This is a genomic window from Microbulbifer jejuensis (assembly GCF_047289955.1).
In the GTDB taxonomy this organism is placed as follows: Bacteria; Pseudomonadota; Gammaproteobacteria; order Pseudomonadales; family Cellvibrionaceae; genus Microbulbifer.
The window spans coordinates 1-19,706 of sequence record NZ_JBLBUB010000031.1 but is presented as its reverse complement, the minus strand read 5'-3'; the positions used below and the strand labels follow the sequence as shown (position 1 = coordinate 19,706).

Here is a 19,706-nt window from a genome sequence, read left to right as displayed (position 1 = left end):
CCACGCGCGTGCGCCGGTGATCCGAGACGCAAGATGAAGAAAATGCAACTACAAGGTAGGTGTGTGGGATTGCTGCACCTTGCTCTGCCGGGAGCATGCGGTGGTGATTACCGCCGGAGGTTTTTTTGTGTATTGGTAGGCACTGTGCGCGCGGACATTTTCTATCGGGGATCTGTGCTGCCAATTAACCGGTGAGTGTCGCCGGATACTTGAAAGCACTCGATGGAAGTGCGATTGCTGCGGCGAACCTGTTGATTTTCTTACCAGATTTTGTTCCCGCAATTGAAAGCCGTCTACGCTTTGGAAAGTGAATACACAAGGGTATTTTCCAATGCGCTATGCGGTCGTGCTCCACAATATTAAACAAGCCGGCTTTGGTGCCATAGCACCGGACCTGCCGCATTGTCACTGCCATGCTGAAACGCTGGATGACACCCTGCAAAAAATGGCGGAAACCATGTTTCAGCGCCTGGAGGACCTGCGCCTGGCCGGGGAGCCAATGCCCAAACCACAGGCGGTAGATGCCCTGCGGGAAAACCCGGCATTTGCCGGTGGTATCTGGGCCATTATCGATGTGGCGAGTGCCTAGGGCTTGTGGGTCAGTGGGCAATTGTGATGAAGATAACTTTATGTGCCCTGGTTCTGGTGCTGCCCGCCACTGTCAACGCCCTGGAGTGGAATAGTCCTTTCGAGGGAATACGCAACGGTGAGTACCGGGTTATTGCTACCCTCGGTCTGGGCAGTGGGGAACAACAGATCAATAAAAATCGGGATTTTTTTGCTTACGCCAGTGTGGGTATTACCCCGGCAGTGGGTGTCTGGCAGGTGGAGTTGCGCGGTTCGCGCTTTGATGACAACCACGTAAGGGTCAACCAGGTAGGGCTGAATTTCAAGGTGGATTTTACCTTGAATTGCTATGTACAGTGCCTCTACTGGATGGTGGGCTGGAACTATGCCGATATCGACCTCAACGATGTCCGCAAGCACGGCTACTGGTACCACAGGAAGAAGGACTGGCATTTCCCCGTGGATAACTGGTATTACGATGGCCACTATATCCATCTGGTCAATACCAGTGGCAGTGACAATTTCTGGAATTTGGGCATCGGTTACCGCTTTATGTGGACGCGGGATTTCGATACCTCTATTGAATACAACTATAACGATATCGGCTCCGTTCACCGGGTGGATTTGGGCCACCTGCGTACACTCACGGTCAACTTTTCCTACCGGTTCTAGGTGCGTTTGCAAAGGTGCCTGCCAGTGATTGCACTGACAGGCACGCGGGTTTACGGGGCCTAAAGGCGGTAAATGCCTTTGAGCCAGAGCGTGCGGCCGGGTTCATTGACCCGGGTCAACTGTGGAAAGTTTGGAATTCTCGCGCCGGCGCGACTGACATGCTCAGCGTAGGTTTCATTCAGCAGGTTGTCGATGCCAGTGGTAATCAGCAGATTGGTGCTGGGTCGCCACCCGGCGTTTATCGACATCACATGGGCAGAATCGGTTGGTCCAAAATCCTGGCCGATAATACTGCCTTTGCCGATATCCACGCGATCCTGGCTAGTGACGGCCCGCCACAGAAAACCTGCGGACCATTGGGGTAGCTCGTAGTAGAGACCCAGGCGCGCCTCCAGGGGAGGCAGTTGAGCCAGGGCGGTGTCGTCGGTGTCGTTGGCCCCGCGCACCGATGTGAGGGTGAATGTGGTGCGCCAGCTGTTCGCCAGTTGATAGCCGGCATCCAGCTCCAATCCCCAGGAGCGCGCCTGGATATTGCGCACCACCAGGGTGCTGCGGGTGTCCATGGGTGCCCCCACAGGAGCTGGCCCGTGCATGGATGGCATGGGGTCCCTATCGACCGTGACCGCGGGCTTTTGGTAACCGGTCTGGGTCATCAGGTAGTCGCGGATATCGTTGGCAAAAAAGGAGAGACTGGCAGAGGATTTTTCGCCGCGATAGAGAAAGCCGAAATCCAACTGGGTGGTTTTTTCCGTGTCTATATCCAGGGCACTGAAGGAATCTTCGGCTTCATGCGTGAAGATCTCCCAGTAATCCGGCGAGCGCTCGCTGTAGCCCAATCCTGCAAACACGGTGGCCGATGTTGCGGGAGCGCTTTGCAGCGCGCGCTCGTAGCGCAGGAAGCCACTGTGCAGCAGTTCCGTGCGGGTGACACCCGCGGTGGGATTGCTTACCGAGGACATCATGGACAGCGAAATCGCCTTGCGCAGGTCGCGCACTTTCCAATCGTCCAGCCTGGCGCCGGCGATCCAGCGTTGGTCGGGGGACAATTGCCAGCTGGCTTCAGAAAAAACCCCCACTTGTGAGAACTCCGCATCGGCTTCCCTGTGCAACTGGCGGTAGTCCACCTTATTCTGATCCATGCTCATGCGGCTGGTGTGTCGGTTTTGGCGGGTGTCCAGGCCGGCCGTCAGTTCCACCGTGTTCAGGGGCGTGAACAGCAGGCTCAGTTTTGCGCCGGTGGATTCATTGTCCAGGTTCATGGCGATTGGCCTACCGGGCATAGCGGAAAGTACACGCAGGCTGTAGTTGTCCATAAGGTGGTCGATGTAAGTGAAGTAGCCCTGCACCTCGATGGTATTGAGCAAATCGCCGATACCGCTGCGGACATAGTTTGCCCTGTAGCTCTCCCGTGCAAATTGAGTACCGTCGAGCCCGCGATCGGCAAAAGCGGTCTCGCCATCGCTGAAAGTACCGCCCAATTCCAGGCGGGTATCGTTATCCGGTGTCCAGGCCAGGCTGACCTTACCGTTCCAGCGCGTGTAATGGGAGTGGACACGATTGCCATCGCCGTCTTCATAATCGTTTGCTGAAGCAGTGGCTGCCGAGCTGCGCAGGGAAAATACGGGCGATTTATAAGCGATATCGAACAGGCCGTCACTGCGTTCGGCGCTGCCACCGAGCAGGCTCGCGTGCATATCCCAGGCACTCTCGGCGGGGCGTTCCTGTAGTTGTTTGAACAACACCACACCCGTGGAATTGCCCGGTCCGTGCAGTACGGTCTGGGGACCCTTGATCACCTCGATCTCATCCAGGCTCTCGGGAAATAGATAGGCCGTGGGCGGGTCCATACGGCCGGAACCGCTGCCCACGATGGACTCGCCGTCCAGCAACAGCCCCAGGCGCGAACCGCCCATACCGCGCAACAGCGGATCGCCGCTGGTGCCGCCTTTGCGCACCACTGAAAATCCGGGGATGGTTTTCAAATAGTCAGCGCCATCGTTGGCGGGCAGCGGCTGGCGCGGCAGTTTGGGATCGGTGATCAGGTTGAGGGGCAGTTCGGTCCTTACACCTGTGACTACCATCTCCTCCATTTCATCCGCGTTGGCGAGGAGGCTGGCGGGGCAGGACCAGCCGGCAAGGAGGATGAGGCTGAGGGGAATCTGCAGGCGGGTTTTACCGTTCAGTGTATTGGCAGTTACTTTTTGGGTGATGTCTTTAGTCGATCTTGGCATGTTGACTTATCCGTTTTGGGGCGGCGCTTTCGGGCGCAGCCATACGCGCGTCGCCAGTCAATCAATGGCGCGCCGAGGTTCCCGGTCGGGCTAAAGAGCCAGCCGGGGCTTGTGCCTGGGAGGCGCTGGCGCATGGGTACAAAGTACCTGCTGCCGGGATATGCAGCGGTACAGCGCTCGGCGGCTCGGGGAATCACTACAACAGTACGGGTGCAGCGCATTGTGGAAAAGAAAAGGCTCAGTGGGGTGGGGCGCGGATAAGGGGGCGGTCAAACAGGTTGGACAGCACAACCTTGACATTGGGGACTGTGGGAGGGGTTGAGACCCCGCTGGGTACGACATCCAACACTGTGGCCGGGGCGCTGGCAACCCCGGCAACGGCGGAATAAATACAGTGATTGTCGGCAAAGGAGTGGGCGGTCAGCGCATCGTGATCATGTCCGCTGTGGTGGTGTTCGCGCGCAGGGTTTGCCAACGTATTGAGTAGCAGGGCACTGCGGCTGTCACCGTGACAGAGGCCGTAAGGTGTCCCCGCGGCAAGGGCCGCAGGCATAAATCCCGTGGGTACCAGACCGCGAACGCTGAGAAAGACCCATAAAAGCAGCAGTGCCTGCCACCGGGGAAGGTGCGCACCGCTTTGAATGGTGTGTCTGGGACGCATAAATTACGCAGCTGTTTGGCGGGTGTCTATTTTTATTCCTCAACCCAAAGTGGCCACAGGGTGCTGGCCGGCGGAGGAACAGTGCCACTGTCACCGCCGGGTTTTATCCCTGCCCGTGCAGGCATTGTTGTCTCATTCATTGCCCTGCGCCTGTTTGGCTTTGGGGTGAATCGCACCATGCGCTGCGGAAATAGTGTAGCCGAAAAATTTACTGGAAAAGCGATTTTATGCGGGCACTGATACCGTGGAAAAACTGGTGTTTGCTTTTCGCCCGGTCACCTGTGAGAAAGTTGATCTGGATCGATTGCCGCTTGCCCGTGAAACTGCGGTAGCCGTGCCAGCAATTATCGGTCACCTTAAAGGCGACCAGTGCGCCGGGGCCGGGCAGTAATTCATCGGCATAGTCTTCCATGTCATCACCGTTGCGCAGGATACGCAGCCGCCCTGTGGGTGACGGCCACGTCTCATTGAGATAGACCAGCACCGTGATCAGTTTGCTTTTGGAGTCGGTGTGGATGCGCCCATCCTTGGCCCGGGAATAACCGCGCAGGGTGGCCATCATCGGTTTGTCGGTGAGGTCCAGTTCAAATTTCTCCCCGAGAATTCGTCGCACCTCCGCGCTGTCGAACTGCTCGACAAAGCGGCGCAGTCGCGCGCTGATCTTTACATCTTCGATATTGAAGCTGCCGCCCTTGTGCAGTGCTGGAAAACTTCGGATCAGGGCGGAGGCTTCGTCCGGGGGCAGTGACTGTGCCAGATAAAAGTGCGGGAATGGGGCGGCTTTCACCTCGGCAGCATTTAGCCGGTCAATAGCGAGTTGGGACATGGTCGGGTGACTCTTCCTGTACTGTGGGACACTTCTTTTATACCGTCTCTATTATCTCCGAGATGGTACAGATTGCATTAATTTGTGTCACCTTCCGACGAGAGCCGCCCCATTAGAGCCTACCGCTGCGTTTTAAGCGCCAGTAGGCCTCGACCAGGGCCTGGTGCAGGCTTTCCGGGCGGGAGTCGACCACCAGGACGTTGTGTGCCTGCAGTTGCTGGAGCAGGCGCGCGCGTCTGTGCAAAAAATCCCTTGCCGCGGCGTAATCCACCGCACTGGCAAAATCGCCGATGCGTTGCTGTACCAAGCGGTCCACGGCGGTTTCCCGCAGGCTCGCCACCATCACCAGGTGGCTGCGGGTAAGCAGGCGGACCGCTGCGAGCAGTTCCACGCTGTCCTCGTCGCGCAGATTGGTAATCAGGATCACCAGGCTGCGGCGCTTGTGTTGGCCCAGCAATTGCTGGGCCGCACCGCTGTAGTCCGCGCTGCCGGTTCCGGAGTGCAGGTCGTAGACATTATTCAACAGCAGGTTGATGGCGCTTTCACCTTTGACTGGCGGCAGCTGCCCTCCAGAGCTGTCCTGACCGGCAGCAAAGGCATGCAGGCCGACCGCATCTCCCTGTTTAATCGCCACATAGGCGGACAATAACAAACCGTTGAGGGCGTGGTCGAAATGGCTCAGTTCCCCGTCCTTGGCGCGCATGCGTCGACCGCAGTCGAGCATATAGATAATGTCCTGGTCGCGTTCGTCCTGGTATTCACGGCTGATTAATTTGCGCAGACGTGAACTGGCACGCCAGTCCACCTGGCGTTGGCTGTCACCCTGGCGGTACTCGCGCAGCTGGCGAAAGTCCATGCCCTCTCCGCGACGCTGCTGCTGGTGCAAGCCCAGCATGCGCAGGGTCTGCTCGGTGGAGAGCGCCTGCAGGGAAGAGATACCGAGAAAATTGGGGTAGACCTTTACCGATTGCGCCTGCCCCAGCCATACGCGGGTTTGCCACAGGCCCCAGGGGGAGTCGGCGAGGATCTCGATTCGACCGAAACTGGCACTGCCGCGGCGGTGTGGCACCAGGGTGTATTCAATAGACACTTCCTGTTCCGGCTGTAACTGTGCCCGGCGGGGCAATCCCGTGCTGGCCAGTTGCTGCGGCACACTGTCACAGACCGAGAGTTGCAGTATACGCGGACCACTGTTGCGGAGTTTCAGGCGGGCACTGTTGCGCACACCAAGCGCCAGGTTGCCCGGCAGCCGGCGTGCGCCCTCAAGGCCCGCAATCCGGCGACCGGTCAGGAAATCCAACAGTGCAGCGCCGATCAGCAAAGCCCCGCCGGTCCACCAGGCGGTCTCGATAAGTGCCGCGGCTGCGGGCAGCCAGATGCGCGCGCTACTGATTGCCAGGGCCGCCAGGCACCAGTAGCCGAGGAGTTTCACCAGGCGTCGACTGGGGCCAGGGCGGCCGTTTTGGATTGGAGTGGTTTGCGCCTCAGTGGCCGCAGCACTTTGGCTCACAGTCGCGGCGCCTCGACACCGTCGAGAATCTGTGCCAGGGCGCTGTCTGCGGTTTCACCGTCGATCTCCATATCCGGGGACAGGCTCACGCGGTGGCGCATTACCGGAATGGCCATGGCCTTGATATCGTCGGGCAGAACGAACTCGCGGCCCTGTAACAGGGCGCTGGCACGGGCCGCCTGCAGCAGGCCGATACTGGCGCGCGGGCCCGCAGGACTGCGCAGCTGGGTGGCTTCACGGGTGGCACGCACCAGCCGCACGGCGTAGTCCAACACCTGCTGGTCCAGGGCTACCCGGGGTACCAGGTCCTGCAACTGTTGCAGTTGCTCGATGCTTATTTCACCGGCTGATTTTTCCTGCAGGTGCTTTTCGATGCGACCGCTGCTGGCGGCGGCAGCCAGTTGCAGCTCCGCCTCCAGGCTGGGGTAGTCGATCAGGACCTTGAGCAGGAAGCGGTCGAGTTCTGCCTCTGGTAGCGGGTAGGTGCCCTCCTGCTCGATGGGGTTCTGGGTGGCAAGTACCATGAAGGGACTGGGGACCGAGAGTGGATTGCCGTCGATAGTGACCTGCTTTTCCTGCATCACTTCCAGCAGGGCCGCCTGGGTTTTGGCCGGGGCACGGTTGATCTCGTCCGCCAGCAGCAGGTTGGTGAAGACCGGGCCGCGGCGTACCTCGAAACGGCTCTCGCCCATGTTGTACATGGCGTGACCGGTAACGTCCGCCGGCATCAGGTCCGGGGTAAACTGGATGCGGCGGAAGCTGCCGCCGAAACAATTGGCCAGGGTGCGCACCAACAGGGTTTTGCCGAGGCCGGGCACACCCTCTAAGAGTACATGGCCCGAGGCCAGCAGGGCCACCAGAACCTGGTCAACGACTGGCTCCTGGCCAATCAGCAGGCGGTTGATATTGTTGCGCAACAACTGCAATTGGGCGGAGGCGGCCTGCCAGTCCGGCGTGTCGCGGTGGGTTTGCTGTTCTGGTTGAAGGATGGTATCGCTCATAAGACTGCCTCGATTCGCTGCAGATTGCGCATGTGTTCAGTAAAGGTTTCTTCGCTGGCCGCCGGTGTTCCCCACAGGCTGGCGATGATGTCGTGTTCTCTGAGATCCGTTGCGGCACTGAGTCTCTCTGCCAGCTTTTGCCGGGCTGTGGCGTCGGCGTCAGTGGCGCGCAGGCGACGCAACAGCTCAGTGCGGTGACCGCGCAATAGCTGCTCGCACTGGTCATCGCGCCAGTAGTAGTGACCACAGGCGGAGATATGTTCCAGCAGGGATCGGCGCGCGGCTTCCGGTGCCGGTTGCAGCGGTCCGAATCGACGTGCGCGCAACAACAACCAGCCGAGCAAAGCCAGGGCGCCGGCGAGCAAGCACTCCGCGGCATATTTGCGCACCAGGTAGCTGAGTGATTCGAAACGCGGGCGGGTCAGGAAAACAAAGTCGCCGTTACCGGCCAGCAGTTGCAGGAAGTAGGCGTGATCGAAGTGACCGATGCGATGTGATTGCCAGATCTCGCTATCGGTCAGCAGGGTAATGACGCCACTGCCACGTTCAAACTGCATAAAGGGCACAGCTTCGTCGTCGCGCCATACCCTGGCCCAGAATACCGGTGCATCGTCGACAGTATCGTCATCGAGTCCAGGGTGGTAGAGCAGGTGGCTGGCATCGAAATGCAACTGGACCTCTACACCGCTGTCCGTGGGAAGGCCGACCAGGTCCTCCGGGTCTACATCCGGGTTGCGGGGTTTCTCGTGAGCAGTTTCCCCTTCCTCTTCTGTGGAGATGCCTTTATCAATTCTGCGGTTGTACTCGCGCAAAGCTTCGCCGGGGCTCTGTTGCGGGGTCATCACGGCATCTTCACCGAGCAGTTGCTGCAGGGGGTGCTCGAAGAGGTACTCCTCGTGCCCCTCCATAATGGAGACATCCAGTGTTTCCAGCAGCCAGTCGCGCGCCTCGCTGCGCTGCTCCTCAACGTCAAAGCGCTCAGTGTGTGCCACCACAATGGCATGGCCGCCACTCTGCACCCAGTCCAGCAGTTCCTCCACCCGCTGTGAGTTGTAGACCAGGGAGGAACTGGCGATATACAGGGTGGTGTCTGGGGAGAGCCCGTTTAGTACAGAAATATTTTCTGCCTGGCGAGGTTCCAGCCCCACAGCAGCCAGGTATTGTTCCGCCGCCAGGAACAGATTGCGTCGCGCCTCCGGGCCCCAGCCGTGATCCCGCTCTTCGGTGTAGCGCTCGAAAAAGGTAAGAAAACCCCACACCATCAGTGCACAGAACAGCAGTGAGCCGCCAATTAGCAGGCGTTTAACGGTCATTGCGGAATACCTCCTGCCACTCCTGGCACAGTGCGTTCATCCGCGCGTCGACCGGATTGCGGTGGGCGTAGGCCAGTTGCTGCCAATCGGCGGTGAGCTGCTGCACAAACCGGCTTAACGGGGCCGTGACCGGGGGCAAACCCTCCCTGGGTTCCCGCTGGCGCCTTTGCACCAACCGGGCACACTCACTTTCGGTCAGGTGATCGCCGAAGTGAAACTGGAAGTCCTCAATCAAATGGGACAGGGTGGCGCGGTACAGCAGGCCGAGGCTGGCGCGCTTTTCGCCGGCCTGCCACAGGCGCTGTACCTCTGCGCACACGTCGTCGGGCAGGCTCGACTGGCGGATATCGAGTCCGAACAGGGTTTCCGGGGCGGCAGTTTTCGGCTTGGGTTTATACCGCCAGCGCAGACGTTTGAGGATTTTGTCGTGGTGACGCCAGCCCAGGTAGATCAGCCCTGCGATAACCCCAACCCATAACAGGATCTCGATTAACCGGGCAATGGCGGCTCCCCAGTTGGAATCGGAAGCATCATCGGTGTCCAAGGAGCGGTTAAACAGCCACTCGATAAATTTGATCAGCCATTCGGGAATTTTCTGTTCTTTGCTTTCCCACTCCTTCAGGCGCCAGCCGTTGATCTGCTCCATCCGGTGAAAGTCCTCGCCTGCGAGAATTTCATCGATGTGCTGCTGTGCCTGTTGTGGTGTTTCCAGCGAATCCGCCTTGACTTCCGGTGCCGGGGTGAGGGAGCCGAAGGCGAGGGCAAAAAACAGGAGTATTGAAACTGTGCCTGAGCCACCGGCGATGCCGTGCTGGCGCGGTTGCTGCTTGCGCTGGTGGCGTTCGGCCAGGTCGCGGAACTGGATTTCAATATCCCAGCCCTCCAACTCGATGCGCCGGCCGATATACAAACAGAAACCGCAGACGATATAAAACGGGGCCACTGCTGCCATGATAAACAGGTAGAGCACGTTGGAGACCCACTCCAGCGCCAGGGTATCGCCCCTGAGGATCGGCAGCCAATCGATATTGGCGGTCACCTGCTCGGGAATAAACAGGTAGATCAGGATAAATGCAGCGATCAGGAAGAATCCCTCCAGGTGAATCCCGGTCAGGGTCAGCCAGGTGGCGGCGCTGGCATGCTTGCGGTGCAGTAGGCCGATACGGGCGCTGCGCGCGGCGCCACTGGATTGCTCCAGCACGGTGACCGGCATATCAAAAGAACGGGTGGGGTTCAGGCGGCGCAGGGTAATCCAGGCCAGCCAGTCGCGGCGGTTTTGTTTGAAAAACTGCTTGAGCGCCGTGGGGGCGGATACTGGCATCCCGAACAGGACGCGGCTGATCATAAACAGTGGCAGTCGGTCAAACACCGGTTTGAACCACCAGACGGCAAACAGTGACCAACCGGGATGTTCGGGCAGCAGCCAGGCGAGGGGGGCCAGCACCAGGGCAGCCGGCAGCAGCCACACCAAAAACAGTGGCAGCCAGTATTGTCGTGCCAGGGCCGTGCCCAGGTCGATGGATTCCCAGGGCGAGCGCAGACGCGCACGCACGGTCAGGTTTTCAATTTTCACCGGTTACCTCCCCGCGCCCGGCCAGGGAGAAGTAAGCGAAAACCAGTAACCACAGCAGGCCGCCGACACCGAGTTTGATACTGATCGGAGTAGCAGCGCTGGATGACCAGAAGGCCTCGAGGAAGGCGGCAATCACCAGCATCAGGAAAGTGCCATACAGGATTTTCATCGCCTCGATACTGGCCAGGCGCAGGGCTACCGAACGGCGGTGTTGCCCCGGGTCCACCAGCGAGCGCCCAAGTAACAGGCCGGCAGCACCGGCTAAAACGATGGCGGTTAGCTCAAAGGCGCCGTGGCCAATCACAAACGGATATAACGTGGAAACAAAACCTACCCGCGTAATATGGCCAAAAACCGCGCCGAGATAGACGCCATTGAAAACCAGGAAAAAAATCGAGCCAAGGCCAAACAGGATGCCACCGGCAAAAGTGCGGAAAGCGATACCGATATTGTTCTTGATATAGAAACCAAACATGGCTAGGTCGGTGTCCGAGCCGCGCTCGCGGCCCAGGACGCGGTTGCCGGGGTCGTACATGGACTCCAGTGAGAGCACGTCCTCCGGCGACATCACGGCATAAACCAGTGCGTCGTTATTGTAGGTGCCGATCCCCATCACCAGAGCCGGCAGCAGGAACAGGGCGCTGGCCAGTGCCACAGTGCGGCCGTTGGCCCGCACCGCCTGGGGAAAGCCTGCCAGCAGGTAGTGCAGCCAGCCCCTGCGCCGCAGGGTCTGCTGGCGGTAGACCCGGTGGTGGGCCGCCATCACCAGTTGGTTGAGGTGGTCGATCAGGCGGCTGGTGTATTGCCGCTCCTTGGCCACCGCCAGTTGTTGGCACAGGTTGCGATAGGCTGCGGGCAGGTCCAGTGTGGCCGCGTCCACGTTTTTTCCAGTCCCCTTTAGCCAGGCATCTAACTGTGCCCAGCTATCGCGATAGCGGTTTTCGAAATCTCTCTGTCGCATAAATCGTTAGTCTCGGCCACCCAATAGCCAACTGGCCACCGAGCGCAGATAACCCAGCGCGGCGCTGTCTCTCTTTTGGGTAATGGGCTCGAGTAAATTGGACAGTTCCTGTTGGCGCGCTTCACTGAGGTCGTTGTGGCGCTCAAACAGGCTGATCAGGGCCTGCTGGTCCTGTTGTTTCAGGTTGCGCGGCGGCGGCAGTGGTGCACTGTCCGGCAGGGCGATGGGGGCCTTGTTTGCCTCCCGGTAGACCACCAGGGTGCCTGCGGCCAGGTCGCCGAGGCGCTGGAAGTGCCGCCCGAGGGTCATGGCGATCACGCCGGTGGCATAGGCGAAGGGCAGAAAGTCGGCAAAGCGCAGTAGGTTGCGCACTAGGGAGGCCCCCCAGGCAATGGGAGTCAGGTTGTCATTCACCACCATCAGGCCGAAGGCTTTTTTCCCCGGTGTCTGGCCGCCGCGCAGCACTTCAAAGAACACCGGGTAGAACCACTCCAGCAGGAAGGAGCAGACCAGCCAGATGCCGATGCCGGCGGTATCGGCAAAAGCCAGGCCAATGCCGAGCGCTGCGAGTATCAGGGTGCGATACAGCACATCCACCGCGTAGGCGAGGATGCGCGGAACAGGCCCCGCAGCCCGCGCATGCAGATCGATTCCCTCGGGGGTTTCGACGTTATAGGTGGTATCCAGCAAGCCTGCGCTCCTGCCCGGTTAGGCTCTGCTGGGGCCGCCAAACATATTGCGGTAGGCCACCCCATAGGCAATGCTCAGTAGTGGAACCACCCAAATCAAACCGATTAGCAGTGGGATAGCGCCGGCGATATACAAAAGCACCATTACGATCAAGAAGCCGAAGAAGGTAAACCAGTTTTTGCTGATCGCCTTTCGGGAGGTTTCCAACGCCCGCCAGGGACCCAGGTTCTGGTCGACGATAAGCGGCACCGCCATTATATAGGCCACAATTAAATAGAGGCCGGGAATCACCAACAATACAAGGCCGATGCCAACGAGGATATACATAATGGCTGTCGCCAACACCAAGGGTACTATTTTATCGAAATGAGCAAATACCTCAGTCCCCGACGTCTCTTCGCCGCGTGCGATTTTAATACCCACCATCAGCATGCCTGCTGCCAGCGGCACTCCAGCGATAATCGTCAAAATCTGGTAAAGAATTGCCGAGGAAATAGAGGCATTTCGAGCCTCCATGGGATCAAAGGGGGGATAACCAGTAATCAAGCCAGCGACATAACTGATAACACCTAAAGCAATAATGTACAACAGTACGGCAAGCCATACTGTACGTTTTTTGCCCTTTGAAAGACGCCAGCTCTCACTGATGGCCTCACCGATGGAAAATGAATAATCCCCGGCAATTCCTTTTTCAATAGAGCCGAAATCGCCGCGTTCTTCCCCCGTGGTCAGCTCCGCTTGGGGGGCTTTATACATATCGCTCATGCTGATGAATATCCTCGTTATGACTTAAATGGTGGAGCTTGTAGAGTTCCCAGTACGAATATCTCATAGCCGGGAACGTGGAACAATGTCGCGCCAGCACATCGGCGGGTTGTAGCAGTTCTCAATCCGTTCATGGGAGTGAAAAATCACCAGCATGGTGTCCTTCACTTGGACAGCCCCAACAATGACCAAAGGTCACGATGAGGTGCGGTTAAATAATAACCAGCCAGGATATTTGAAGAGCTTACCCTTAAGAGAAATTCTACGATAAATCAGCGCAGAACGCTGTGAAAAGGCTGCTATAAACCGAACAACCCATTGGCCGGCCCGGTGAATAGAGATGGAGGCTTTGGGCGCAGGGGGGGTAGAATGAGCGGCGATAACGCTAACGAGAATAAAGGAAAGATGCCGTGAAAAAACTGTTTCTGCCCCTGGCCATGGGCGCTTCGCTACTGGCCGCCCATGCGATCGCCTCAGGCAGCGATCCCCAACAGCTATTGCGAGCTACCGAGCCCAGGGTGATCGAATGGCGCCGTCACCTGCACCGGAATCCGGAGTTGGGCAACCGCGAGTTTAAAACGGCAAAATACATCGAAAAGCACCTCCAATCCCTAGGCATAGAAATAGAAAGCGGGGTGGCCCACACTGGCGTTATCGGCCTGTTAAAGGGGGGCAAGCCCGGCCCTACCGTGGCGCTGCGCGCGGATATGGATGCGCTGCCGGTCACCGAGAGAACGGATGTTCCCTTCGCTTCCAAGGTGCGTAGCACCTATCAGGGCAGGGACGTGGGCGTTATGCACGCCTGTGGTCACGACACCCATGTGGCGATGCTGATGGGTGCCGCCGAGGTCCTGGCCAATCTCCGCGACCAGCTGGCCGGCAATGTATTGTTTATTTTCCAGCCCGCCGAAGAGGGGGCGCCGGATGGTGAGGAAGGCGGGGCCGAGTTGATGCTGAAAGAGGGCCTGTTCAAAAAATACAAGCCGGATGTGGCTTTCGGCCAGCACGTGACCTCTTCTTTGCCCGCGGGTGTTTTTGGCTACCGTTCGGGTCCGCTGATGGCCGCCGCTGACGAGTTCCGCATCACCATTACCGGCCGTCAGACCCACGGTTCTCGCCCCTGGGGCGGGGTTGACCCCATTGTTGCCGCCGCGCAGGTGGTGATGGGTACCCAGGCAATTGTCAGCCGCCAGATCGACATCACCAAGGAACCGGCGGTGATTTCCTACGGCCGCATCGACGGTGGCGTGCGCAACAATATTATTCCCGACAGCGTGTACTTAAACGGCACCATCCGTAATTTCGACATGGATAACCGCGCGGAAATTTTCAAGCGCCTGAAAACCACCGCTGAACTGATTGCGGAGAGTTCCGGAGCTGCAGCCAAAGTGGACATCCTTGAAGGGTATCCGGTGACAATAAACAATGCAGAACTCACGCAAATGGCCCTGCCGGTGCTCAGGTCCGTGGCTGGTGAAAAAAAGGTGATCGAGGTCCCCAAAATTACCGGTGCGGAGGATTTTTCCTACTTTGCCAATGCAGTGCCCGGCTTTTTCTATTTTCTCGGCATAACCCCGCAGGGCGAGGACCCGAGCAAGGCCCCCAGCAATCATTCACCCTTGTTTTATGTGGAGGAAAGCGCACTGCGCCAGGGCACCGAAGCGCTGACCCTGCTGACCCTGGATTATATGGCGAACTATCGCAAGCAGTAATAAAAGGGTCTTTTGAATGGTAGGTTGGAAAAACAGGTTAAACCCCCTAGACCACTACGGAGAGGTCGATTCCAACTTGCCGAGCTGCTGGATCATCGCCTCCCTGATGGGGCCTCTTGCGCTCATGACTCTCGCATCGTAATTAATGGGATAGGGTTTGAAGCCGTAATTTTTGTCCTGGCAGTGTTTATCAAAAAAGTGCGAAGCCTAGGGGCAGCTGACCACTTTTTTAGCTCTATTCAGAAATGTAATGACAAGTAATTCTGGCGGTTTATTTAAGCGGGTCGATGGGGATTTGGCTCGCGGTTTCAGGGACACAAACTCCTAATAAGTGTTAGAGCATCACATCATGGAGACAACAATATGGTACAAGGTGAATGCAACTGCGGAGCGGTAAGCTTTACAGTTGATGCCGGGATCTCTGACGTTTTTGTCTGCCACTGTTCTATTTGCAGACGCTCTACAGGTAGCGGTGGTATAGCGGTGGCAGTGGTAGCGAATAAAACCTTCGCCTGGATCAAAGGACAAGACCAAATAAGCTACTGGTCAAAGCCGGGGCACGAATGGCACACGTATTTTTGTCAAGTTTGTGGCACTGCTGTTCCAGGAGAAAACGATGCAGAAAGTATGTATTTACCCGTTGGAACATTGACTTCGGGTTGTGAGAATCTGCGGGTTGCCCATCACTTGTATGTGCATTCAAAAGCTTCGTGGGAGGAAATTGGTGACTCAGGAAAGCAACATATCGAGAATTATGAGGCCGAAGTGTAGAATAAATAATGAATGCGTATGGGTAGGCACATAACAGTGGATGGCGCAATCACAGCCATTGGCTGGGCTGGATGCCCGACGCTGCGTTTCCAGCCAGTTGTCAATACAGGCGTTATAATTTGTGGGGTGATTTTGAACAGCAAGTTTAATAAGAAAGCTTTTATCAGATGGAAGGTCTATATTGACCGTTCTAAGATGTACATTGGATATGTGCAATTCTTAATGATTATATTTGTGTTTATCAAATCATTGGGTGACAACCCGTTGAGTCATTTTGTTTTTAAAAATCCTATCTTCTCAGTGCCAATAATACTGATTGTTTTTGTGTTTTTTTCACTGGTGCTGGGATATTTGGATTCAAAATTTGGGTTTAGGGAAGAAGAGATTAGAAACCATTCTAAATCCAACCCGGTATTGATGGATATTCAAAAGTCTATTGATAAGCTAAGTGCAAAAGTTGGCGATGGATACACCAGCAACAAGTGATAGTCGGGCAAAGGTGGGATATCAGTCCGCCTTCCTTTTACCACCGTACTTGCGGGTCCACTCACGGCGGTGGATTAAAACACGCCCTTCGGGTGGTGAAGTGTCATTCAGTTATCCCCTCCAAAACAAGCCTTGAATGCCCGCGAAACGGCTTGCTGATGCCCGGGTATGCCGCAAATGGCTACGCAGTTGGTGGGACATTCACTTGGTGTCGTCTAAAACTGCAGATTGATTGCAGTCTTTGCAAAAAGCGCATACCGTAGGTCTGGCGCCCAGCTGCTTCACCGGCGCAGACAAAGAATAATAAACAGATAAACCATACCGCAACGATCATTTTTTATCCCACGAGCGCCCTGTAACCGCAGCGCTCGCGGGTAATCGATCAACAAAACACCCAAACAAAGAAGGACCGCATCATGACCGCGTAAATGAGAGAAAAACGCCACCTCCCGGCGCGATCAACACCGAGAGATGGCTAACCCCAATAGATAACATTACTATCTAGCGAGGCTGTCTTGAATGATACGTCATACACTCGTTCGTCTTCAATCAACGTCTCACTGAAGGCGAGCTTTTCGAGTCACTTCCGCCCCCGGCGACGGAGTGTGCTGTGGCGTTGCGTGATGATTGGTGTGATCTTTTACTTCAGCCGCGCACCGCCTCTCTGGCTGCACATCCTTTCTGCAAGTTTCCCTTTTCTTTTCCCCACAAGGACCGCGCCTGCGACGAGAGAAACCGCGTAAAGCGATACGCTTTTCCTGCACCTTTCCGTCACAGGTGACTCAAGGAGCCTATAAAAGATGCCTATATTACCCTGTCGATTATTTCAGCCGCTGCACCTGGGTGGGTATTTTATTATCACCCCGGTCGCGATCAAAGATAAGGTTGTGGATCTGCACATTGTGCCCGGCAAGGGTAACCGGGTGATGCGGGCTGTGCGTTTACTGCAACTGTTGGAAGAAGCCTGGGCGCTGGAGGAGGACCCAACCGATCAGCCCCCAGCCATCCTCAGGCCATTCAAGCACTGCCCCAATAAAAAGACGTAGCGCTGAGCGGGCTCCTCGAAAGCCTGTGCAGCCCGGAACAGCACCGCAAATGATTACCTTCCTGTGCTGTCACTGTGGGGAGGTAAGCGCAAGCCTGTGAGCTTCCGTTCCGCTCTGGTGCCGCTGTAGGTGCGCAAGGCTCGATCGCCGAACGCGGCGCTGCCATCGCTGTACCGGGAAGGTGTGTCAACGGGCGAGAGGGAGGAGGCCCTGATGATACGCCTATCTGGATAGTGGTACCGTTTTACAGGCAATATGACCAGATGCGAGCCAGAATTTCGGTCACCGTGACCGTTATTTTTTAGAATCGGGTAGCTTCTCCTAAAATGTGAATAAATCCAATGGGGTACATTCATTGGTGATTTTTGGGATACTGGTCGTAGTGATCATTATTCCAGGTGGTTCGATAGTACTAAATTGTCGTATCAGATTGATTCACAGTAATTTTTTAATAGTTTGGCGTGAAAAGAATCCAGAAATACTGATCTAGGAAATACTGGTCATGGTGATCAGTATATAAATGTGAGCTTTAAGTAATTCTAAATCGGAGAAGCAAGATGGGAGCATGGGCAGAAGATGCTTTTGGTAATGATACTGCATGTGATTGGGCAGGCGACTTTTCGGAAAATCCCAGTTTAGAGGTTGTTAAGGAAGCAATAAACTCTGTTATAGCGACGGCTGACTACCTTGACTCTGATGAGGCATGCGAAGGTCTGGTTGCCTGTGAAATAGTTGCCAGATTGAAAGGAAATTGGGGAGAAAAAAGTGTGTACTCAGAAGAAATTGATAAGTGGGTGGAATCAACGAATGTAGAACCAAGTAAAGAACTGGTTGCTGCTGCTGAAAAAGCTATTGTTCGAATACTGGGGTCAGATTCAGAACTTCAAGAGCTGTGGGATGAAGATGGGAAAAGCGAAAAGTGGCACTCTGAAATGAATAACTTACTTGAGCGAGTAAAAAGCTAACAAGTTGCTGAAATTCTTTCTGTCCATAAAAAAGCGTGGTCTCCACCGGACAGCCTACTCTGCGTTTCGGCTGCCGTTTAGCAAAGCGTTCTATTACACGGAAATAATTAGATGAACAGAGTAAAAGGAGGTTGTTATTGTGGTTCAGTATCTTGGGAATTTGATCTTCCAATTATGACAGTGGTGAAATGCCATTGCGCTATGTGTCGAAAATTACAAGGTTCAGATCACAGTGCTTATGTAATTGTTCCAAAAGAGCAGTTTTTATTAACTAAAGGGAATGAAGCCATTGCGTGTTATCAAGCAACAAAGGTATCCCATAAAAATTTTTTTTCTTCCTGTGAGTCACCAACGCATCTTATGAATGGCAAGCACTTTCCTGATGAGGTGGTATTGCCACTAGGGTTGATTGAAAATTATACGGATGTATTGGCGCCACAGATTCAGGTATATACATCGGAAAAATCGTCTTGGTCGAACATCCATGAAGATGTGCCTATAATTAGCTAAGAAATATAACAAATTAAGGCAATGTCGCTTGCGGGGCGGACACGCCAACGCGCGCCGTTGCTGAAAGAGTTATGAATTTATGAGGGAGTGATTTAATTGAATCATACAAACAAAGTTTATTTGTTTCGCTGTGCAATAGTATTGTTTTTTGTTTGCTTTGCGATGGACATTAATGCATTAGTGTCTCTCAAGGCAGATAGAATTGATAAATATTTATCAGACAATGTTCGCAATGGGGTTTCAGGTTCTATCTTGGTTGTACAAGACAATATTGATTTGATCAACAAGGGCTACGGTCTAGCTGATAGGGAGGAGAAATTAGCTAACTCACCATCAACAGTTTTTGATATTGGTTCACTGACAAAACAGTTTACAGCGGCCGCAATACTTAAGTTGGCCGAACAACAAAAACTCAGATTGACAGACTCTTTGGATGTATATTTCAAAAACATATCGAGTGATAAAAAACAGATAACAATACATCAATTATTAACTCATACGGCTGGTTTCCAAGAATATCCAGGGGGCGATTTTGACCTTGTTTCTAAAGCCTCCTACTTTGAAACAGTTTTTTCCAGCAAGTTAAGATTCGAGCCTGGGTCACGTTATGAATATTCAAATGTAGGGTATAGCGTTCTTTCAGCCATAATTGAGCAAGTTACCAAAACAGGGTATGAAACATTCTTAAGCCAGGAATTTTTTAAGACATTAAATATGACACATACTGGCTATGTATTACCTGATTGGAATAACGTAACTCTTGCTCATGGATATTATGAAGACTTCTACGATAGAGGGACATCTATTGAAAGGTATAGAAAAAATTCTGTATCACCAATTCTTGTCGGAAATGGAGGTATACAATCCACTGTATCCGATTTACGTAAGTGGGTAGTTGCACTTGATGAACATAGGGTCTTGAGCGAAAAGTCAACTCAGCTATTAACTAAAAAGCATGTTGAAACACCTACGCAAGTCGATGCTTTTCAAAGCTCAACTTTTTATGGGTATGGGTGGAAAATAGGCTCCAGCAATTATTCCGATCGTGTGATTTCCCATAATGGTAATAATGGAGTGTATAGATCATCTATAATTTGGCGTCCGGAAGAAGGGGTATTTGTTATCTTTTTAGCGAATACGGAATCAAAAGGGATATTATGGTTGGGCTACGAAATTGACAAAATGTTGGCTGAACCTGATTATCTGCCTAAGCCTATCAAGCTCAATCCCTATAGGGCCATTGATGAGTACGTTAAGAAAACGAAGCCAGTTTCCGGTGTTACTCTATTGGAAAATTTTGGAGTTATAACCGAATCTGGTGTTTGAGGGTTTGAAAGAAAGCAGCGTATCTGGTTGATTTGTTGTCGCCAAACAATGAAACCAACCGAGAGTACGCCGCTATGAACAAGAATACCGTTGTTGAGTTTGCAGGTCGACATGAGACAG

19 protein-coding genes are annotated in these 19,706 nt (G+C 54.8%); 9 read left to right on the top strand and 10 right to left on the bottom strand.

Translation table 11 applies throughout. The annotated features are described in order from the left end of the window. Positions 1–331: 331 nt before the first annotated feature. Together ACL7TT_RS17465 and ACL7TT_RS17460 are read left to right on the top strand one after the other, a co-directional pair. On the top strand, positions 332–589 hold the full coding sequence (locus ACL7TT_RS17465) for a type II toxin-antitoxin system HicB family antitoxin (RefSeq protein ID WP_299942664.1): 258 nt from the start codon (positions 332–334) through the stop codon (positions 587–589). Positions 590–615: 26 nt separating this feature from the next. Further along, complete coding sequence (locus ACL7TT_RS17460; RefSeq protein ID WP_413397325.1) at positions 616–1,239, top strand: outer membrane beta-barrel protein; 624 nt, start codon at positions 616–618, stop codon at positions 1,237–1,239. 59 nt (positions 1,240–1,298) lie between these two features. Here ACL7TT_RS17460 and ACL7TT_RS17455 read toward each other — a convergent pair whose 3' ends face one another. The 10 genes from ACL7TT_RS17455 to ACL7TT_RS17410 form a co-directional block, all read right to left on the bottom strand. Beyond that, positions 1,299–3,470, bottom strand: a complete 2,172-nt coding sequence (locus ACL7TT_RS17455) for a TonB-dependent receptor domain-containing protein (RefSeq protein WP_413397323.1) — start codon at positions 3,468–3,470, stop codon at positions 1,299–1,301. Positions 3,471–3,708: 238 nt separating this feature from the next. Then, complete coding sequence (locus ACL7TT_RS17450) at positions 3,709–4,131, bottom strand: hypothetical protein (RefSeq protein ID WP_299942672.1); 423 nt, start codon at positions 4,129–4,131, stop codon at positions 3,709–3,711. A gap of 208 nt (positions 4,132–4,339) precedes the next feature. After that, the gene (locus tag ACL7TT_RS17445; RefSeq protein ID WP_299942674.1) at positions 4,340–4,957 is read right to left on the bottom strand and encodes a 2OG-Fe(II) oxygenase; all 618 of its coding nucleotides are present in this window, start codon (positions 4,955–4,957) and stop codon (positions 4,340–4,342) included. 112 nt (positions 4,958–5,069) lie between these two features. Continuing rightward, the gene (locus ACL7TT_RS17440) at positions 5,070–6,467 is read right to left on the bottom strand and encodes a DUF58 domain-containing protein (protein ID WP_413397321.1); all 1,398 of its coding nucleotides are present in this window, start codon (positions 6,465–6,467) and stop codon (positions 5,070–5,072) included. After that, positions 6,464–7,468 carry an AAA family ATPase gene (locus tag ACL7TT_RS17435; RefSeq protein WP_413397320.1) on the bottom strand — a complete coding sequence of 335 codons (1,005 nt, stop codon included), beginning with the start codon at positions 7,466–7,468 and terminating at the stop codon, positions 6,464–6,466. Before ACL7TT_RS17435 ends, ACL7TT_RS17440 begins: the two co-directional genes overlap by 4 nt. Next, on the bottom strand, positions 7,465–8,781 hold the full coding sequence (locus ACL7TT_RS17430) for a DUF4350 domain-containing protein (protein ID WP_413397318.1): 1,317 nt from the start codon (positions 8,779–8,781) through the stop codon (positions 7,465–7,467). The genes ACL7TT_RS17435 and ACL7TT_RS17430 overlap by 4 nt, the downstream gene beginning before the upstream one ends. Next, a complete protein-coding gene (locus tag ACL7TT_RS17425) occupies positions 8,771–10,354 on the bottom strand; it encodes a hypothetical protein (RefSeq protein WP_413397316.1) in 1,584 nt (527 codons plus the stop codon). Before ACL7TT_RS17425 ends, ACL7TT_RS17430 begins: the two co-directional genes overlap by 11 nt. After that, positions 10,344–11,315, bottom strand: coding sequence for a stage II sporulation protein M (locus ACL7TT_RS17420; protein WP_413397314.1), 972 nt, complete (start codon positions 11,313–11,315; stop codon positions 10,344–10,346). The genes ACL7TT_RS17425 and ACL7TT_RS17420 overlap by 11 nt, the downstream gene beginning before the upstream one ends. A 6-nt stretch (positions 11,316–11,321) precedes the next feature. Further along, positions 11,322–12,005 (bottom strand): RDD family protein, encoded by a 684-nt coding sequence (locus ACL7TT_RS17415; protein ID WP_413397312.1) that lies wholly within the window; start codon positions 12,003–12,005, stop codon positions 11,322–11,324. 18 nt (positions 12,006–12,023) lie between these two features. After that, a complete protein-coding gene (locus ACL7TT_RS17410; protein WP_413397310.1) occupies positions 12,024–12,770 on the bottom strand; it encodes a DUF2189 domain-containing protein in 747 nt (248 codons plus the stop codon). Positions 12,771–13,180: 410 nt separating this feature from the next. Between ACL7TT_RS17410 and ACL7TT_RS17405 the strand changes: the two genes are divergently transcribed. The 7 genes from ACL7TT_RS17405 to ACL7TT_RS17375 all read left to right on the top strand — a co-directional run bounded on the left by ACL7TT_RS17405 (position 13,181) and on the right by ACL7TT_RS17375 (position 19,586). After that, complete coding sequence (locus tag ACL7TT_RS17405) at positions 13,181–14,482, top strand: amidohydrolase (RefSeq protein WP_413397308.1); 1,302 nt, start codon at positions 13,181–13,183, stop codon at positions 14,480–14,482. Positions 14,483–14,845: 363 nt separating this feature from the next. Continuing rightward, positions 14,846–15,253 (top strand): GFA family protein, encoded by a 408-nt coding sequence (locus ACL7TT_RS17400; RefSeq protein ID WP_413397307.1) that lies wholly within the window; start codon positions 14,846–14,848, stop codon positions 15,251–15,253. 36 nt (positions 15,254–15,289) lie between these two features. Beyond that, positions 15,290–15,739, top strand: a complete 450-nt coding sequence (locus ACL7TT_RS17395) for a hypothetical protein (protein WP_413397305.1) — start codon at positions 15,290–15,292, stop codon at positions 15,737–15,739. Between the two features lie 800 nt (positions 15,740–16,539). Continuing rightward, the gene (locus ACL7TT_RS17390) at positions 16,540–16,785 is read left to right on the top strand and encodes a hypothetical protein (RefSeq protein WP_413397304.1); all 246 of its coding nucleotides are present in this window, start codon (positions 16,540–16,542) and stop codon (positions 16,783–16,785) included. A 557-nt stretch (positions 16,786–17,342) separates the two neighbouring features. After that, the gene (locus ACL7TT_RS17385) at positions 17,343–17,750 is read left to right on the top strand and encodes a DUF4259 domain-containing protein (RefSeq protein ID WP_413397302.1); all 408 of its coding nucleotides are present in this window, start codon (positions 17,343–17,345) and stop codon (positions 17,748–17,750) included. Between the two features lie 111 nt (positions 17,751–17,861). After that, entirely contained in the window at positions 17,862–18,260 is a 399-nt protein-coding gene (locus ACL7TT_RS17380; protein ID WP_413397300.1) for a GFA family protein, read from the top strand. A gap of 96 nt (positions 18,261–18,356) precedes the next feature. Continuing rightward, positions 18,357–19,586 carry a serine hydrolase domain-containing protein gene (locus tag ACL7TT_RS17375; RefSeq protein ID WP_413397298.1) on the top strand — a complete coding sequence of 410 codons (1,230 nt, stop codon included), beginning with the start codon at positions 18,357–18,359 and terminating at the stop codon, positions 19,584–19,586. Positions 19,587–19,706: the final 120 nt, after the last annotated feature.

What these genes read in the sequence shown, in the direction of transcription:
- ACL7TT_RS17465 (WP_299942664.1), top strand. Translation starts at nt 332, where the DNA reads ATGCGCTATGCGGTCGTGCTCCACAATATTAAACAAGCCGGCTTTGGT.
- ACL7TT_RS17460 (WP_413397325.1), top strand. Translation starts at nt 616, where the DNA reads ATGAAGATAACTTTATGTGCCCTGGTTCTGGTGCTGCCCGCCACTGTC.
- ACL7TT_RS17455 (WP_413397323.1), bottom strand. Translation starts at nt 3,470, where the DNA reads ATGCCAAGATCGACTAAAGACATCACCCAAAAAGTAACTGCCAATACA.
- ACL7TT_RS17450 (WP_299942672.1), bottom strand. Translation starts at nt 4,131, where the DNA reads ATGCGTCCCAGACACACCATTCAAAGCGGTGCGCACCTTCCCCGGTGG.
- ACL7TT_RS17445 (WP_299942674.1), bottom strand. Translation starts at nt 4,957, where the DNA reads ATGTCCCAACTCGCTATTGACCGGCTAAATGCTGCCGAGGTGAAAGCC.
- ACL7TT_RS17435 (WP_413397320.1), bottom strand. Translation starts at nt 7,468, where the DNA reads ATGAGCGATACCATCCTTCAACCAGAACAGCAAACCCACCGCGACACG.
- ACL7TT_RS17430 (WP_413397318.1), bottom strand. Translation starts at nt 8,781, where the DNA reads ATGACCGTTAAACGCCTGCTAATTGGCGGCTCACTGCTGTTCTGTGCA.
- ACL7TT_RS17420 (WP_413397314.1), bottom strand. Translation starts at nt 11,315, where the DNA reads ATGCGACAGAGAGATTTCGAAAACCGCTATCGCGATAGCTGGGCACAG.
- ACL7TT_RS17410 (WP_413397310.1), bottom strand. Translation starts at nt 12,770, where the DNA reads ATGAGCGATATGTATAAAGCCCCCCAAGCGGAGCTGACCACGGGGGAA.
- ACL7TT_RS17400 (WP_413397307.1), top strand. Translation starts at nt 14,846, where the DNA reads ATGGTACAAGGTGAATGCAACTGCGGAGCGGTAAGCTTTACAGTTGAT.
- ACL7TT_RS17390 (WP_413397304.1), top strand. Translation starts at nt 16,540, where the DNA reads ATGCCTATATTACCCTGTCGATTATTTCAGCCGCTGCACCTGGGTGGG.
- ACL7TT_RS17385 (WP_413397302.1), top strand. Translation starts at nt 17,343, where the DNA reads ATGGGAGCATGGGCAGAAGATGCTTTTGGTAATGATACTGCATGTGAT.
- ACL7TT_RS17380 (WP_413397300.1), top strand. Translation starts at nt 17,862, where the DNA reads ATGAACAGAGTAAAAGGAGGTTGTTATTGTGGTTCAGTATCTTGGGAA.